This window comes from Kitasatospora sp. NPDC002227 (genome assembly GCF_040296285.1).
Lineage (GTDB): Bacteria > Actinomycetota > Actinomycetes > Streptomycetales > Streptomycetaceae > Kitasatospora.
The window spans coordinates 58,633-73,235 of sequence record NZ_JBEOWY010000012.1 but is presented as its reverse complement, the minus strand read 5'-3'; the positions used below and the strand labels follow the sequence as shown (position 1 = coordinate 73,235).

At 72.3% G+C, this 14,603-nt stretch carries 14 protein-coding genes; 9 read left to right on the top strand and 5 right to left on the bottom strand.

All coding sequences use genetic code 11. The features are described from left to right. The first annotated feature begins 37 nt into the window (after nt 1-37). The 3 genes from ABT095_RS13610 (at nt 38) to ABT095_RS13600 (ending at nt 3,761) form a co-directional block, all read left to right on the top strand. On the top strand, nt 38-1,582 hold the full coding sequence (locus ABT095_RS13610; RefSeq protein WP_350529537.1) for a M48 family metalloprotease: 1,545 nt from the start codon (nt 38-40) through the stop codon (nt 1,580-1,582). A gap of 98 nt (nt 1,583-1,680) precedes the next feature. Next, nucleotides 1,681-2,895 (top strand): agmatine deiminase family protein, encoded by a 1,215-nt coding sequence (locus ABT095_RS13605; RefSeq protein ID WP_350529536.1) that lies wholly within the window; start codon nt 1,681-1,683, stop codon nt 2,893-2,895. Further along, entirely contained in the window at nt 2,892-3,761 is an 870-nt protein-coding gene (locus ABT095_RS13600) for a DUF4436 family protein (RefSeq protein WP_350529535.1), read from the top strand. Before ABT095_RS13605 ends, ABT095_RS13600 begins: the two co-directional genes overlap by 4 nt. Here the strand turns inward: ABT095_RS13600 and ABT095_RS13595 are convergent, their stop codons facing one another. After that, nucleotides 3,762-4,406 (bottom strand): TetR/AcrR family transcriptional regulator, encoded by a 645-nt coding sequence (locus tag ABT095_RS13595; RefSeq protein ID WP_350529534.1) that lies wholly within the window; start codon nt 4,404-4,406, stop codon nt 3,762-3,764. A gap of 143 nt (nt 4,407-4,549) precedes the next feature. Between ABT095_RS13595 and ABT095_RS13590 the strand changes: the two genes are divergently transcribed. The 6 genes from ABT095_RS13590 (at nt 4,550) to ABT095_RS13565 (ending at nt 11,387) form a co-directional block, all read left to right on the top strand. Continuing rightward, nucleotides 4,550-5,710, top strand: coding sequence for an agmatine deiminase family protein (locus ABT095_RS13590; protein WP_350529533.1), 1,161 nt, complete (start codon nt 4,550-4,552; stop codon nt 5,708-5,710). 194 nt (nt 5,711-5,904) lie between these two features. Continuing rightward, nucleotides 5,905-6,069 (top strand): hypothetical protein, encoded by a 165-nt coding sequence (locus ABT095_RS13585; protein WP_350529532.1) that lies wholly within the window; start codon nt 5,905-5,907, stop codon nt 6,067-6,069. A gap of 95 nt (nt 6,070-6,164) precedes the next feature. Continuing rightward, a complete protein-coding gene (locus tag ABT095_RS13580) occupies nt 6,165-7,769 on the top strand; it encodes a hypothetical protein (protein WP_350529531.1) in 1,605 nt (534 codons plus the stop codon). Nucleotides 7,770-7,862: 93 nt separating this feature from the next. After that, a complete protein-coding gene (locus ABT095_RS13575) occupies nt 7,863-8,240 on the top strand; it encodes a BlaI/MecI/CopY family transcriptional regulator (protein ID WP_350529530.1) in 378 nt (125 codons plus the stop codon). Nucleotides 8,241-8,260: 20 nt separating this feature from the next. Beyond that, the gene (locus tag ABT095_RS13570) at nt 8,261-9,145 is read left to right on the top strand and encodes a M56 family metallopeptidase (protein WP_350529529.1); all 885 of its coding nucleotides are present in this window, start codon (nt 8,261-8,263) and stop codon (nt 9,143-9,145) included. A 94-nt stretch (nt 9,146-9,239) separates the two neighbouring features. Then, a complete protein-coding gene (locus ABT095_RS13565) occupies nt 9,240-11,387 on the top strand; it encodes a hypothetical protein (RefSeq protein WP_350529528.1) in 2,148 nt (715 codons plus the stop codon). A gap of 69 nt (nt 11,388-11,456) precedes the next feature. Here the strand turns inward: ABT095_RS13565 and ABT095_RS13560 are convergent, their stop codons facing one another. The 4 genes from ABT095_RS13560 to ABT095_RS13545 all read right to left on the bottom strand — a co-directional run bounded on the left by ABT095_RS13560 (nt 11,457) and on the right by ABT095_RS13545 (nt 14,594). Then, nucleotides 11,457-11,918: a BP74-related protein gene (locus tag ABT095_RS13560; RefSeq protein WP_350529527.1), complete on the bottom strand. Its 462-nt coding sequence runs from the start codon at nt 11,916-11,918 to the stop codon at nt 11,457-11,459. A 222-nt stretch (nt 11,919-12,140) separates the two neighbouring features. After that, nucleotides 12,141-13,199 carry a hydrogenase expression/formation protein HypE gene (gene hypE, locus ABT095_RS13555; protein WP_350529526.1) on the bottom strand — a complete coding sequence of 353 codons (1,059 nt, stop codon included), beginning with the start codon at nt 13,197-13,199 and terminating at the stop codon, nt 12,141-12,143. Continuing rightward, nucleotides 13,192-14,316, bottom strand: a complete 1,125-nt coding sequence (gene hypD, locus ABT095_RS13550) for a hydrogenase formation protein HypD (RefSeq protein ID WP_350529525.1) — start codon at nt 14,314-14,316, stop codon at nt 13,192-13,194. The genes hypE and hypD overlap by 8 nt, the downstream gene beginning before the upstream one ends. Next, nucleotides 14,313-14,594 carry a HypC/HybG/HupF family hydrogenase formation chaperone gene (locus tag ABT095_RS13545; protein ID WP_350529524.1) on the bottom strand — a complete coding sequence of 94 codons (282 nt, stop codon included), beginning with the start codon at nt 14,592-14,594 and terminating at the stop codon, nt 14,313-14,315. Before ABT095_RS13545 ends, hypD begins: the two co-directional genes overlap by 4 nt. Nucleotides 14,595-14,603: the final 9 nt, after the last annotated feature.

The window sequence follows — 14,603 nt, the reverse complement described above, 5'->3', positions numbered from 1 at the left end:
CCCGCTCGGGCCGGCCGAGCCGTGCGGGGGCCTGCCGATGACGTTCCGACTGCGCGCCCTCCGGGCGCTGGTGCTGCTGGCCGGGTTCCACCTGATGGGTGCGGGCCTGCTGGCGGCGATGGGCGTGCTCGACTGGCTGCTGGTGACTCGGTGGCTCACCGAACGGGCGGCCTGGTCCGAAGGCTGCGTGCTGACCCTCACCGTCTTCGTGGCGGTGGCGATCGCACGGGGCATGCTCGCCTCGCTGCGGGCCGGGCGGCTCGGCCCGGCGCGGCACGCGGTGGCGGTCGCGCCCGAGGACCAGCCGGAGCTGTGGGCGGAGGTGCGCGCCGCCGCACGGGCGACCGGTGAACGGCCGCCGGACGAGCTCCACCTGGTCGGCGAGGTCAACGCGGGGGTGGCCGAGCAGAGCCGCCTGCTGGGTCTGCTGCCCGGCCGCCGCCGGCTGACCCTCGGCCTGCCGCTGCTCGCCGGACTGACCGTCCCCCAGCTCCGGGCCGTGCTTGCCCACGAGTTCGGGCACTTCGGCAACGGGGACACCCGGCTCGGCGGTGTCACCATGCGCGGCCGCGAAGCAGTCCTGCAGACCGTCCGGGCCTTCGACGGCGGCGGCACCTGGATGCACCACTCGGTCGGCCGCCTGTACGTGGCGTACGCCCGGATGTTCCTGCGGGCCTCGCAGTCGGTGGCCCGCCAGCAGGAAGTCGCAGCCGACCAGGTCGCCGCCCGGCACGCCGGCCGCGAGGCGACGGCCGCCGCGCTGCGGGCCACCCCGGTACTCGCGGCCGCGCACAGCCACTACCTCGCGACGTACGCCGCCCTGGGTGAGCCCGTGGCGGCGCTTCCCCCCGTGGGGGAGGTGAGCGGGGGCTTCCGCCGGATGCTCGCCGCCCGGACGGCCGAGCAGCTCGCCGGGCTCGCCGCCGGGCGGCGCCCGCCGCGCCCGCACCCGTACGACTCCCACCCGCCGACCGCCGAGCGGATCGCCCTGATCGAGCAGCTGCCGCCCGGCGGTGACGACCGCTCGGCCGGGCCGGGCGCGCTCACCCTGCTGCGCGGGGCGGACCAGCTGTTCGCCGAGCTGGAGGCGTGCGCCCTGCCGCCGGAGGCCGCTGCGATGCGGCGGATGGAGTGGGACGAGCTGGTCCTGGCCCGTGCGGTGGCCGACGCCGAGGGCTGGTCCCGGCCGCTGCGGCTCGCCGTGGCCAGGGCGCTGCGTTCGCAGGCACCGGACGGGGAGCTGCCCGGCCTTGCGGAGATACTCGACGCCTTCGACCGGGGTGTGCTGTGGCCGGAGGCGGCCGACCGGATGCCCAAGCCGCCCCAGGCGGCGAGGCTGACCGGGGTGGCGGCCCGCAACTTCGTCCGCCCCAGGGTCTTCGACGCGCTCGCGGGTCTGGTGCACCTCCACCTGGTCGCCTCCGGGCGGGCGACGGCGGACATCGCGTGGTCGGGGCAGCCCGGACTCGCCCTGCCCGAGGTCTGGGAGGAGGGCATGGACGAGGCCCTCGACGCCGCCACCGCCGACACGCCCGACACCGCGCCCCTGCGGACCTTGCTCGCAGCCGGGCGGCGTCCGTAGCGGCGCGCCGTCGGGAGGCCGGTTGCCGGGGGCGAGTGTGACGTTCTGTCAGGATTGCCCGGAATGTCCGCTGGCACTCCGGTAAGAACGAGGACGTCATGGTCAACCGCAGGCCCTCCCGCCGGGACGCGCTGCGTTCGGGCGCGGTGCTGGCCGCGATCGCGCTGCTCGACGGCTGCTCCTCCGGGGGCGGGGACGACGCGCAGCCGTCTCCGTCCGCCGCCGCGTCCTCCGCTGTGCCGACTGCTTCGCCCTCGGCGGCCACGGGCGGGGTGATGCCCGCCGAGTCGACCCCGCACACCAGGACCTTCATGGCCTGGCCGGCGCTCGACCAGGTCTGGGGCGAGGATCTGCCGGGCGTACGGAAGGACATCGCCGGGCTGGCCCGGGCGATCTCGGCCTTCGAGCCCGTGGTGCTGCTGGCCCGGCCGGACCAGGCCGCGGACGCCCGCCAGCAGGTCGGCTCCGGGGTCGAGGTGCTCGAGCTGGCGGTGGACGACCTGTGGGCCCGCGACACCGGGCCGGCCTTCGTGTTCGCCCCCGGCGGCCTCACCGGCGTCGACCTGGGCTTCAACGGCTGGGGCAACAAGCAGACCCACGCCGCCGACGGCCAGGTCGCCCGCAACCTGCTCACGCACTACGGCATCCCCCGCATCCAGGCGCCGATCACCGGCGAGGGCGGCGCGCTCGAGGTGGACGGCGACGGCACCCTGATGGCCACCGAGAGCGCCTGGGTCAACGCCAACCGCAACCCCGGCAAGTCGCGGGACCAGATCGAGGCGAGCCTGAAGGAGCTGTTCGGAGTCCGGAAGGTGATCTGGCTCAAGGGCGTGGCCGGGCAGGACATCACCGACTGCCACGTGGACGCACTGGCCCGGTTCGCCGACCCCGGCACCGTGGTGCTGCACCGCCCCGGCCCCGACACCCCGCCGGACGTCTGGAGCACCGCCTCCGACCAGGCGCTGCAGGTGCTCAGCGCCGCCACCGACGCCAAGGGCCGGCCGCTCAAGGTGGTCGAACTGACCGAGCCGGTGGTGGAGGGCAAGGGCAAGGACTTCCTGGCCACCTACCTCAACTACTACGTCTGCAACGGCGGCGTGATCGTGCCGCGCTTCGGCGACCAGGCCGCCGACGACCGCGCGGCGGGCACCATCGGGGACCTCCACCCCGGCCGGAAGGTCACCCAGGTGAGCATCGACCACATCGCGGCGGGCGGCGGCGGCATCCACTGCGCCACCCAGCAGCAGCCGGCCGTGGGGCCCGGGGCCTCGCCCACCGCCTCGCCCAGCCCCTCGACCGACGAGGCCGCGTGAGCCGGTTCGCCCGGCTGCGCCGCAGCCGGTTCGCGATCGTGCTGGTGCTGCTGGCCGTGCTGGTCGGGGCGGGCATCGCGCTCTACCTGGACGAGCGTGACACCCGGCAGGAGACCCGCGAGCTCGCCGTGCCCACGGCCAAGGACTGGGTCGAACTCGACGTCACCTCCCAGGACATCGACCCGGGCACCGGCCAACTCACCCTGTACGTGGTGCCCGTGCCGCACGGCAGCCTGGCCCAGGACCAGGACAACTCGGTCTTCTCCCGGCAGCTGGAGATCACGGCCGAGTCGGCGACCAAGACCACCCTGCACGCCGAACCGGGGGAGTCGGCGACCCCGCAGATCGTCAAGGCCAGCCTGTACGGCGGCACCGAGACCGACTACCCCTTCGACCGGTACCGCTTCTCCGTCTTCTTCGCGGCCGCCGACAGCGCCGGCCCGGTGCCGGTCGGGCTCTACTTCACCGACGCCGACCCGTTCTTCGTCGCCCGCCCCACCAGCTCGGCGGCGGCCTCCGGGGCCGCCGCGATGGAGGCCAAGGTGACCAGGGCGCGGAGCACCTTCATCCTGGCCTGGTTCATGATCGCGGCGATGTGGGCGCTCTCGCTGGCCGTCCTGGCCGGGGCGGAGGTGCTCTACCGGGGCGGGAACGGCCTGGTCTGGCCCTCGCTCGGCTGGATGGCGGCCACCTTGTTCGCACTGATCGGCATGCGCAACGCGGCGCCCGGCTCGCCGCCGATCGGCTCGCTGATGGACTATGTGGCCTTCTTCTGGGCGGAGGGGATCATCGCGGCCAGCCTGACCTTCACCGTCATCACCGGCACCCGGGTCGACCACCGCAAACGGGTGGCCGCCGAGGGGTGATCAGGCGCTCGGGTCTGTCCGGCCAAGGGACTTCACCAGCAAGCGCAGTACGGCCTCGGCGCTGACCCCGGAGTCCAGCGACTGGATGGCGGCCAGGCCGTCCACGGCGGCGGCGAAGGCCTCGCCGAGCAGCAGCGGGTCGGTGCCCGGGCCCGGACGCTCCTCGGCGAGCACCGCGAAGAGCCGGACGAAGCAGGCACGCCAGCGGCGGTACTCGGCGTCCAGACTCTCGCGTACCCGTTCGTCGTTGAGGGCGAGCCAGTGCAGGGCCGAGTGCAGGTGGGCGAGGTCCGGGCTCTCCGGGCGGGTCAGCAGGCCGATCACCCGCTCGGCGCGCTCGGCGAAGTCGCCGGGCCCGTCCACGGCCGCCTCCAGCGGGGCGATCCACTCCGGGCGGATGTCCTCGACCACGGCCACGATCAGGTCGGTGCGGTCCTGGAAGTGGTAGTGGCACATCCCGTGCGAGACGCCGCACAGGGCGGCGACGTTGCGCGTGGTGAACCGGCCGGCGGTCTCGCCGGCCAGCAGCGTCCGGGCGGCCGCGATCAGCCTGGCGCGGGTCTGCTCGCCCTTGGCCGCGCGGGTGAGCGCGGGGGGCTGAGCGGTGCCGTCCTTCGTCGTCGGGGCCTTCGTCCGGGTCGCCATGGCGTCACTGTAGTGGCGCACCGGGGTCGGCCGGGGCGCCCCCGGACGGAAAGTCCTGCGCGAGTGATTGACCGAGCGCTTGGTCAGTTATACCTTTCCGGTCAACACCGTTACCCCGACGGTTAGTTGACTGGAGGCTCCCGATGTTCCCCCACACTTCGGACGGCAGATCCGTTGGCCGGCGCCAGTTCCTCGGCGCCGCAGGCCTGGTCGCGGCCGGTGCGGCCGTCACCATGGCCACCGGCTCCACCGCCTTCGCCGGCACCCGCCGCCCTGCCGCCACCCCCGCGGCAGCCGGAGCGTTCGCCGTCCCGGCCGAGGACGGCCGGCACACCCGGACCTGGATGGCCTGGCCCGACAGCTCCACCATCTGGCGCAACCAGCTGAGCGGCGTGCAGTCCAACATCGCGCTGATCGCCAAGACCATCGCCAAGTACGAGCCGGTGTACATGTGCGCCAACCCGGCGAGCGCGGCCAAGGCGCGCTCGATGTGCGGCTCGGCCGTGACGGTGATCAGCACCATTCCGGTGGACGACTGCTGGATGCGCGACACCGGAGCGGTCTTCCGTACCGACGGCCTCGGCGGGCTCGACGCCGTCGGCCTCAACTTCAACGGCTGGGGCGGGAAGCAGACCCACGCCAAGGACGCCCTGGTGGCCCAGCGGATCGCCGGCTACGTGGGCGTGCCGTTCACCGCGGCCGACCTGACCGCCGAGGGCGGGGCGATCGAGCAGGACGGCGCGGGCACCCTGATGGCCACCCGCAGCAGCATCATCAACAGCAACCGCAACCCCGGTATGTCGCAGGGGCAGTTGGAGACGGCCATGTGCGCCGCCTACGGCGCCTCCAAGGTGATCTGGTTCGCCGGCATCGTCGGCCAGGACATCACCGACGACCACGTCGACGCCACGTCGCGCTTCCTCGCCCCCGGCATGGGCACCGTCCAGATGCCGCTGGCCACCGACACCGACGCCTGGTCCAACGACGCCCGCCAGCAGTACCAGATCCTCTCCACCTCGACCTCCGCCACCGGCACCCCGATGTCGGTCAGCAAGATCCAGGGCCCCGACTACTACAAGATCCGCTCCACCAACGCCAACTTCGTCGCCTCCTACGCCAACTACTACCTCTGCAACGGCGCCGTCATCTCCGCCCAGTTCGGCGACACCACCGCCGACGCCGCCGCAAGGTCCACCCTCGCCCGCCTCTTCCCCGGCCGCACCGTCGAACAGCTCAACATCGACTACCTCGGCGCCGGCGGCGGCGGCATCCACTGCGTCACCCAGCAGCAACCGGCGGTCTGAGCCCGGGAACCACGATGGCGAGGAGTGTTCGCACTCCTCGCCACCTCCAACTTGCTGCACGTCAGGGGGCTTGTGGCAAGGCCCCGGCAATGACCAGAATCGGCGACTCAACGATGATCGTCCACGGAATTCGGGGAGTCGCACAGTGCGGGTAGTGCTGTCCACGTACGGGTCGCGGGGGGGATGTCCAGCCGTTGGCGGGGCTTGCGGTGCTGTTGCGGGAGGTCCGGCGGGCCGAGGACGGCAGCGGCAGCGGCGTCAGCCTGGAGGCCTGCACCTCCGGCAACACGTCCCAGCGGTGGTGCGTGGCCCCCGGCGGCCTCCTCGGGCTGAGGGGCGGCCGGTCCTACTCGTTGTAGGAATTTGGCCGGTCCTTGCCTAGGTGGGTGGAGGGTCCGATTGCTAGGTTCGCCGGCAATCGGTCGAATCGTCCATCAGGCAATGGGGGTTCAGCATGTCCGGGTCCGTCCGCTCACCGCTCACCACGCCCTGGCGGCGAAGACTGCCCGTCTGGGCGGTGGCGCTGCTGCTCGTCTCGTTCGGCCTGTCCGGGTTGGGGGCCTCGGCGGCCACCGCCGCCGGGAACGGCCAGGGCGGGGCCGCCGGCCACGCCTCCACCGCCCAGGGGTCGGCGGTCACCACCGCCGTCACCAGCCAGCCCCGGCAGTACACGCCGGAGGAGCTCGCGCTGCTCAACTCCCGGCTGTACGACGAAGAAACGATGGTCAAGGGCAAGACGGGCCCGGTGCCCAAGCACGCGCCGCTGAGCCCGGCCGTCGCCGCGCCGTCCACCGTCCGTGCTGTCGCCTCCACCCTGCGGGACAGCGCGATCCCGACCTCGGCGATCTCCGGCGGTGCCTCCTTCCTGTCGTCGACGCAGGAGCCGAGCACGGACGCCAACGGCGCGAACATCTTCCAGACCGGCAACTGGTACGCCAGCCGCTCCACCGACAACGGCTCCACCTGGTCCTACCTCGACCCGTTCTCGCTGTTCGGCAGCGGCTTCTGCTGCGATCAGGTGACCCAGTACGACCCCGACACCGGGCGGCAGTTCTGGCTGCTGCAGTTCAGCGACCACCTGGTGATCGCCAACGCCTCCGCCGCCGGGCCGGGCGCCTTCACGGGCTGGTGCTACTGGAGCATCACCCCGTCCTGGATGGGCCTGGCGAGCACCACGGGGCTGGACTTCAACGACATGTCGATCTCCAACAGCAACGTCAACATCTCCACCAACTTCTTCCCGACCACGGGCGGCCAGGGCGCCGGCCTGCTGCGGCTGCCCAAGGCGGCGATGGGCACCTGCAGCGGCTTCAACTACAGCTACCTCACCCGCACCGACAACTTCACCTTCAAGCTCGTGCCCGGCTCCACCGACACGCTGTACTGGGGCAGCAACTGGGGCCAGACCAACGGCAGTTCGTTCCGCGTCTTCGCCTGGCCGGAGAACTCGGGCAACTACTCCTGGTGGGACCGCACGGTGCCCGGGTACGGCTTCTACACCCGCAACAGCGGTCAGAACTGTGCCAGTTCGGACGGAGTGGTGACCAACTGGTGCCAGTTCGCCGACTCCCGGGTGCTCGGCGCCTACCGGACGGCCGGGCTGATCGGGTTCTCCTTCAATGCCAAACAGGACAGCAGCCACCCCTTCCCGTACACCCGGTTCGTCTGGTTCAACGAGTCCGACAAGAACCTGAACGGGTCCGGTGACCTCTGGGGCAGCTGGGGTGCCATCCAGTTCGCCTCGCTCGCACCCAGTTCGACCGGGAGGGTGGGCGTCGAGTTCGCCTGGGGCGGCGGCACCGGCGGGGCCCACTACTACCCCGGCAGCGGCATCAACAACCAGGCCGCCAACGCCATCGACACCTCACCCAACTACTACCTGTGGGGCGCCGGGAACACCTGCACCTACAACGGCCTGCCCCGCTGGGGCGACTACCTGACGGTCCGCACCTACAAGGCCGACCCGACCAAGTGGATCGCCGCCGGGTACGCCATGAAGGGCGGAGACTGCGGCGCGGCGGGAGCCTACCCCGAGCCGCACAACGTCCTCTTCGGCTGAGCCGGGGCCGGCGCCCGCCGGGGTGGACCAGTGGTCAACTCCGGCGGGCGCCGGTAGAGTCGCCGGGATCGGTGCGGGAGTCGGGGGAGTGCCATGGCAGGCAGCGCGCCGGAGCAGCGGCGGGAGAGCGGAGCGCTCGAGGCCGAGGTGATGGCCGCACTGTGGTCCGAGGCCGGCTGGCTGACCGTCGGTCAGATGCATCAGGCGCTCGGCGACGAGTCCTTGGCCTACAAGACCGTGCTCACCGTGCTCGGCCGACTGCACGCCAAGGGCCTGGTCGAGCGGGAGCGGTCCGGCCGGGGGCATGCCTACCGTCCGCGCCGGGGCCCGGCCGAGGCGGTGGCCGCCGAGATGAACCAGGCGCTGACCAGGGGTGCCGACCGCCGTGCCGTACTGCAGCGCTTCGTGGACGGGCTCGATCCGGACGACGAACAGGCGCTGCGCGCACTGCTCGACGCCCGCGAGCAGTGACCTGACCCAGGGGGAGACCCGTGTACATCACCGTGTACCTGCTCCTCCTGGCCCCGGCCGCGCTGGCGGTCGCCGCGCCCGCCGTGGCCCGCCACCTCGCCCCGGCAGCCGCCGTGCGGGTGCTCAGCTGCCTCGCCGTGATCGCCACCGCGGCCACGCTGTGGGCGCTGTGCGTGCTGGTGGTCGGCGGGCTGGGCCGGGAGTACGCCGACGAAGGCTCGGCCGCGCTGCGGGTCGCCGATCCGGTGCCGCGGTCGGTCGGCGTGCTGGCGGCCGTGCTGCTGACCGTGGCAGTGGCCCGCGCCGTGGTGGTCCGGCGGCAGCGGGTGGCGGGCGCAAGGCTGCTCTCGGCAGTCCGACTGGCCCCGGCTGCTGGGGAGTTGGTCGTGCTGGCCGACGACCGGCCCGATGCGTTCGCCCTGCCCGGCCGGCCCGGGCGGATCGTGGTGACCAGCGGCATGCTCGGCGCGCTGTCCGCGGGTGAGCGCGCTGTGCTGCTCGCGCACGAACGGGCGCACCTGCGGCACGGCCACCACCACTACGCCGCCCTGGCCGACTACGCGGCGGCCGTGAACCCCGTGCTGGGGCCCCTGCGGGACTTGCTGAACTACGGCCTCGAACGCTGGGCGGACGAGGAGGCCGCCGCTGCGGTCAACTCCCGTGCACTAGCGGCGATTTCTCTGGCCAGGGCGGCGCTCGCCACCAGCTGCCGGGCGGGGCGGCCGGCCGGGCTGGCGTACGTCCGGCACCGGATCGGGGCGCGGGTCGAGGCGCTGCGGGCGCAGGCGCGGCCGAGCCGCGGCAGGCGGCTGTGGGTGGTCGCGGTGCTGGCCGGCGGCACGGTGGCGGCCCTGGTGGACACGGTGGGTGCGCTGGCGCGCTGCGTCAACGCGATGGTGCTGTAGGCGAGTTGGTGTCGCACATCTTGTGTGATGTCATGTACGGGGCCAGACTTCCGAGGTGCGAACGACGACGTGACGCCGCACTAAGGAGCCCCGGATGACACTCCCACGCAGCACACCCTTCTGGCGGCGGTCCCTCGCCGTCGCCGCCTCGGCGGCGCTCGCGCTGGTCGGGGCGGTCCAGGCCGCCGGGCCGGCCGTCGCGGCGACACCGGTCACCAACGGCGGCTTCGAGAGCGGGAGTCTGACCGGCTGGACCACGGCCGGCACCACCTCGGTCACCAGCAGCGGTGCCCACGGCGGGAGTTACGCGGCCATGCTCGGCTCGACCGCGCCCACCAACGGCACCTCCTCGGTCAGCCAGTCCTTCACCGCGCCGGGCAGCAGCCCGCAGCTCAGTTTCTGGTACAACGTGACCTGCCCGGACACCGTGACGTACGACTGGGCCACCGCCACGCTGAAGGACACCACCACCAACACCACGCGGACGCTGCTGGCCAAGACCTGTACCAGCGGGGCGGGTTGGAAGCAGATCAGTGCCTCGCTCACCGCGGGCGACGGGTACACCCTGACCCTGAGCAGCAAGGACGACAACTACACCGGCGACGCGACGTACACCCTGTACGACGACGTGCAGGTCAGCGGGGCCGCCGCCGACGACTTCTCGCTGAGCGACTCCCCGGCCTCGGCGAGCGTGGACCCGGGCGGCTCGGCCACCAGTACGGTCAGCACGGCGGTGACGGCGGGCTCGGCGCAGGCGGTGTCGTTCTCGGCGAGCGGCCTGCCGGCAGGAGCCACGGCCACCTTCAGTCCGAGCTCGGTGACGGCGGGCGGATCCGCCACGCTGACCGTCTCGACCTCGAGCAGTACCCCCGCCGGCACGTACCCGGTCACCGTGACCGGCACCGGTACCGCCGCGACGCACACCGCCGCCTTCTCGCTCACGGTCAACGGCACGGGCCCGAGCCTGCTGCAGGTGAGCACCGACCCGTTCACCAACTCCACCAGCCAGCACGCCACCGAGGTGGAGCCCGACACCTTCGCCTACGGCAGCACGATCGTCTCCTCCTCGCAGGTCGGCCGGTTCACCGACGGCGGCAGCTCGGACATCAGCTGGAACACCTCCACCGACGGCGGCGCCAGCTGGCAGCACGGCATGCTGCCCGGCATCACCACCTACCAGGGCGGTGGGAGTTGGGCCCGGGTCTCCGACCCGACGGTGGCCTACGACGCCAGGCACGGCACCTGGATGATAACCGGTCTGGTGATCGACGCCGCGGCGAACGGCGCCGGGGTGAGCGTCAGCCGCTCCGCCGACGGGATCGCCTGGCAGAACCCGGTGCTGGCGGTCGGCAACGACGGCCAGGGCTACGACAAGGAGTGGATCGTCTGCGACAACACGGCCACCAGCCCCTCCTACGGCAACTGCTACATCGAGGTGGACATCACCTCGGCCGGCAACAGGGTGATCATGTCGACCTCGCACGACGGCGGGGCCACCTGGTCCGCCCCGATCAGCCCCGGCGGCACCAACTCCGGGCTCGGCGGGCAGCCGTTGGTGCAGCCGAACGGCACCGTGGTGGTGCCGTTCTCGACGGACGGCAGCTCGATCCGGTCCTTCACCTCGACCAACGGGGGCTCCTCCTGGGGCGCCACCGTGCTGGTCTCGAACGTCACCTCGCACGGGGTGGCGGGCAACCTGCGCGACGGCGAGGGGCTGCCCTCGGCGGAGATCGACGCGAGCGGCAGGATCTACGTGGCCTGGCAGGACTGCCGGTTCCGCTCGGGCTGCCCGGGCAACGACATCGTGTACTCCACCACCACCGACGGGTCGACCTGGTCGGCGGTGACGCGCGTGCCGATCGACGCCACCACCAGCGGCGCCGACCACTTCATCCCGGGCTTCGGCATCGACCACGCGACCTCGGGGGCCACGGCCAAGATCGGCCTCTACTACTACTTCTACCCGAACGCCAACTGCACTGCTGCCACCTGCCAGTTGGAGGTCGGTTTCATCTCCTCCGCCAACGGCGGTGCCACCTGGAGCACCGCCCGGACGGTGGCCGGCCCGATGGCGCTCGCCCAACTCGCGAACACCAACCAGGGCAACATGGTCGGCGACTACCTCTCCACCTCGGTGGTCAACGGCAAGGCCGTCTCGGTCTTCGCCGTCGGCAAGGCGCCCACCAACGGCCAGGCCTACGACGAAGCCATGTACACCGTCGCGGGTGGCCTCCCCGTCTGACGCGGCGGGTCGAGCGGTGGCCCTCCGGCCGCCCGAGGGGTGGCGGCCGGAGGGGCGCGCGCTACGGGATCACGGGTTCTTGATCTCGCGGGTCAGCTGGGACCCCCAGGGGCACCAGGTGTTCTTGGGGAGGAGGGCGCCGCCGACCTCGGTCAGGTGGTCGTTGACGTAGGAGATGCTGGCGTCACAGACCTCGGTGGCCATCTCGAAGAAGGAGACGGAGCTGGGGGAGAGCTGGTACTTCCAGGGGGAGTTGTACCAGGCGGGGGTCTTGACGACGGTGCCCATGACGCCGCGGTGGGTGGTGTCGGTGCCGTTGAGCATGTTGCGGGCGGTCTGGATCTTGGCGGCGTCCGTCAGCTTGAAGACGAAGGTGTCGGTGCCGTCGGTGAACTCGAAGAATGCCGAGGAAGTGGCAGCGGCCGGAGCGGAGTCGGTGCTGTTCTGGGCGGCCATGGCGGGTTGCGCCAGACCGAGGGCGAACAGCGAAGCCACGGCGAGGGTACCGGCCTTGGTAAGGGTACGTCGCATGTCAGGGACCTCCTGTTGAGAGTCGGGCCGCGTCCACGGCCCGTCAGCAACGAACCTAGGCGCTGAAAAACCGAAATCGACTCCCGATGTCCAAGACTTCCCCAAAGGCCAGCAAGGGAAGGGTAAAGCATGCCCCATCGGGCGATCATGGAATGAGGGGGAACCGGGCCCGGGTGACGGCACGTCAGCCAGAGGCGGGCCCGGTTCCTACCCTGCCACGGATCAGCAGATCCGGGGGAGCTGCTCGCCCATCGGCAGGTCCACCACCCTGGTGCCGCCGAAGGCGGTGCGGGCGACGACCATGCCCGGGTGCTCCGCCACGCACTCGCCGATCACGGCGGCGGCGGAGCCCAGCGGGTGCGCTCGCATCGCGTCGAGCACGGCGTCCGCCTCGCGGCGCGGGACGAAGGCCACCAGCTTGCCCTCGTTGGCCACGTACATCGGGTCGAGCCCGAGGATCGCGCAGGCGTTGGCCACCTGCGGCGGTACGGGCACGGCCCGTTCGTTCAGCACCACCCCGACCCCGGCCGCCGCCGCGATCTCGTTGAGGGCGGCGCCGAGCCCGCCCCGGGTGGGGTCGCGCAGGACGTGCAGGTCGGGGGTGACGGCCAGCATGGTCTCCACCAGGCCGCCGAGCGGGGCGCAGTCGCTCTCGATCTCCACCCCGAACTCGAGGCCCTCGCGCACGCTCATGATGGCCACGCCGTGCAGGCCGATCTCCCCGCTGACGATCACCACGTCACCGGGCGCGGCCCGCTGCGGGCGGATGTCCACCCCGGCGGGCACGAGCCCGATGCCCGCCGTGTTGAGGTAGATGCCGTCGCCGTGGCCGGCCTCGACCACCTTGGTGTCGCCGGTGGCGACCTCCACCCCGGCGGCCCGGGCGGCGGCACCCAGCGCGCGGGCGACCCGGTCGACCACCGCCATCTCCACCCCCTCCTCCAGGATGAAGCCGCAGGAGAGGTAGGCCGGCCGGGCGCCGCTCATCGCCAGGTCGTTGACGGTGCCGTTGACGGCGAGGTCGCCGATGCTGCCGCCGGGGAAGAACAGCGGCCGCACCACGTAGGAGTCGGTGGAGAACGCCAGCCGGGCGCCGCCGAGTTCGAGCACGGCGGAGTCGGGGTAGGCGGCCAGGGCCGGGCCGCCGAAGGCCGGGGCGAAGAGCCCGGCCACCAGCTCGGCGGACATCGCCCCGCCGCCCCCGTGGCCCATCACCACCCTGGGGTGGTCGCGCAGCGGCAGCGGGCAGCTCCACCCGGCGAAGTCGAGGGTGTCAGCCAACGGGGCTCGCCTCCCGCGAGAGCGCCGGCGTGCCGAGGCGCCGGTAGAGGTAGTAGGCGGCGCAGGCGCCCTCGCTGGAGACCATGGTGGCGCCGAGCGGGGTGCGCGGGGTGCAGACGGTGCCGAAGGCCTCGCACTGGTTCGGCTTGAGCAGCCCCTGCAGGACTTCACCGGCCCGGCAGGCCGCCGGCTCGCAGGTGGTGATCCCGCCGACGTCGAAGCGGTGCTCGGCGTCGTGGTCGCGATAGCGCGGGGAGAGGCGCCAGCCGCTCTGCGGGATGACCCCGATGCCGCGCCAGGCCCGGTCGGTCACCTCGAAGACGTCCTCCAGCATGGCCCGGGCCGCCGGGTTGCCCTCCGGGCGGACGGCGCGCTGGTAGGCGTTGTCGACGGTGTGCTCACCGCGCTCCAACTGCCGTACGGTGCGCCGGATTCCCTCCAGGATGTCCAGCGGCTCGAAGCCGGTCACCACGATCGGCACCCGGTGGCGCTCGGCCAGCTCCGGGTACTCCTCGGTGCCCATCACGCTGCACACGTGCCCGGCGGCCAGGAAGCCCTGGACCCGGCAGTCGGGCGAGGTCATGATGGCCTCGATCGCCGGGGGCACCCGCACGTGCGAGACCAGCATGCTGAAGTTGCGCACGCCCTGCTTCCGGGCCTGGTGGACGGCCATCGCGTTCGGCGGGGCGGTGGTCTCGAAGCCGATGCCGAAGAAGACCACCTCGCGGTCCGGGTTCTCCCGGGCGATCTTCAGGGCGTCCAGCGGCGAGTAGACCACCCGGACGTCACCGCCCTCGCCGCGGACCCGGAACAGGTCGCGGTCGGTGCCCGGCACCCGCAGCATGTCGCCGAAGGAGCAGAAGATCACCCCCGGCCGGGCGGCGATCGCCAGCGCCCGGTCGATCACCTCCAGCGGGGTGACGCAGACCGGGCAGCCCGGCCCGTGGATCAACTCCACCTCCTCGGGGAGCAGTTGGTCGATGCCGTGCCGGATGATGCTGTGCGTCTGGCCGCCGCAGACCTCCATCAGGGCCCACGGCCGGGTCACCGAGGCCCGGATGTCCGCGAGCAGCCCGCGCGCCAGCTCCGGGTTCTGGAACTCCTCCAGGTACTTCACTTCTGCTCCTCCACTCCGGCCGCTGCCTCCCACGGGTCGCCGAACTCCTCCTGCAGCAGGCCGAGTTCGGCGAAGAGGTCGAGCGTTCGCCGGGCCGACTCCTCGTCGAGGCGCTGCAGCGCGAAGCCGACGTGCACGATGGCGTACTCGCCGACCGCCAGGTCGGGCAGGTACTCCAGGCACACGTCCTTGACCACTCCGCCGAAGTCGACCACCGCCATCCGGGTACCGTCCCGCTCCGCGATCTCCATCACCCTGCCGGGTACCGCCAGGCACATGCCGTCTCT

Bases quoted from the DNA above. Each gene is read 5' to 3' on its own strand.
- ABT095_RS13560 (WP_350529527.1), bottom strand. From the start codon at position 11,918: ATGCGACGTACCCTTACCAAGGCCGGTACCCTCGCCGTGGCTTCGCTG.
- ABT095_RS13545 (WP_350529524.1), bottom strand. From the start codon at position 14,594: ATGTGCCTGGCGGTACCCGGCAGGGTGATGGAGATCGCGGAGCGGGAC.
- ABT095_RS13590 (WP_350529533.1), top strand. From the start codon at position 4,550: ATGTTCCCCCACACTTCGGACGGCAGATCCGTTGGCCGGCGCCAGTTC.
- ABT095_RS13595 (WP_350529534.1), bottom strand. From the start codon at position 4,406: ATGGCGACCCGGACGAAGGCCCCGACGACGAAGGACGGCACCGCTCAG.
- ABT095_RS13610 (WP_350529537.1), top strand. From the start codon at position 38: ATGACGTTCCGACTGCGCGCCCTCCGGGCGCTGGTGCTGCTGGCCGGG.
- ABT095_RS13605 (WP_350529536.1), top strand. From the start codon at position 1,681: ATGGTCAACCGCAGGCCCTCCCGCCGGGACGCGCTGCGTTCGGGCGCG.
- ABT095_RS13575 (WP_350529530.1), top strand. From the start codon at position 7,863: ATGGCAGGCAGCGCGCCGGAGCAGCGGCGGGAGAGCGGAGCGCTCGAG.
- ABT095_RS13565 (WP_350529528.1), top strand. From the start codon at position 9,240: ATGACACTCCCACGCAGCACACCCTTCTGGCGGCGGTCCCTCGCCGTC.
- ABT095_RS13580 (WP_350529531.1), top strand. From the start codon at position 6,165: ATGTCCGGGTCCGTCCGCTCACCGCTCACCACGCCCTGGCGGCGAAGA.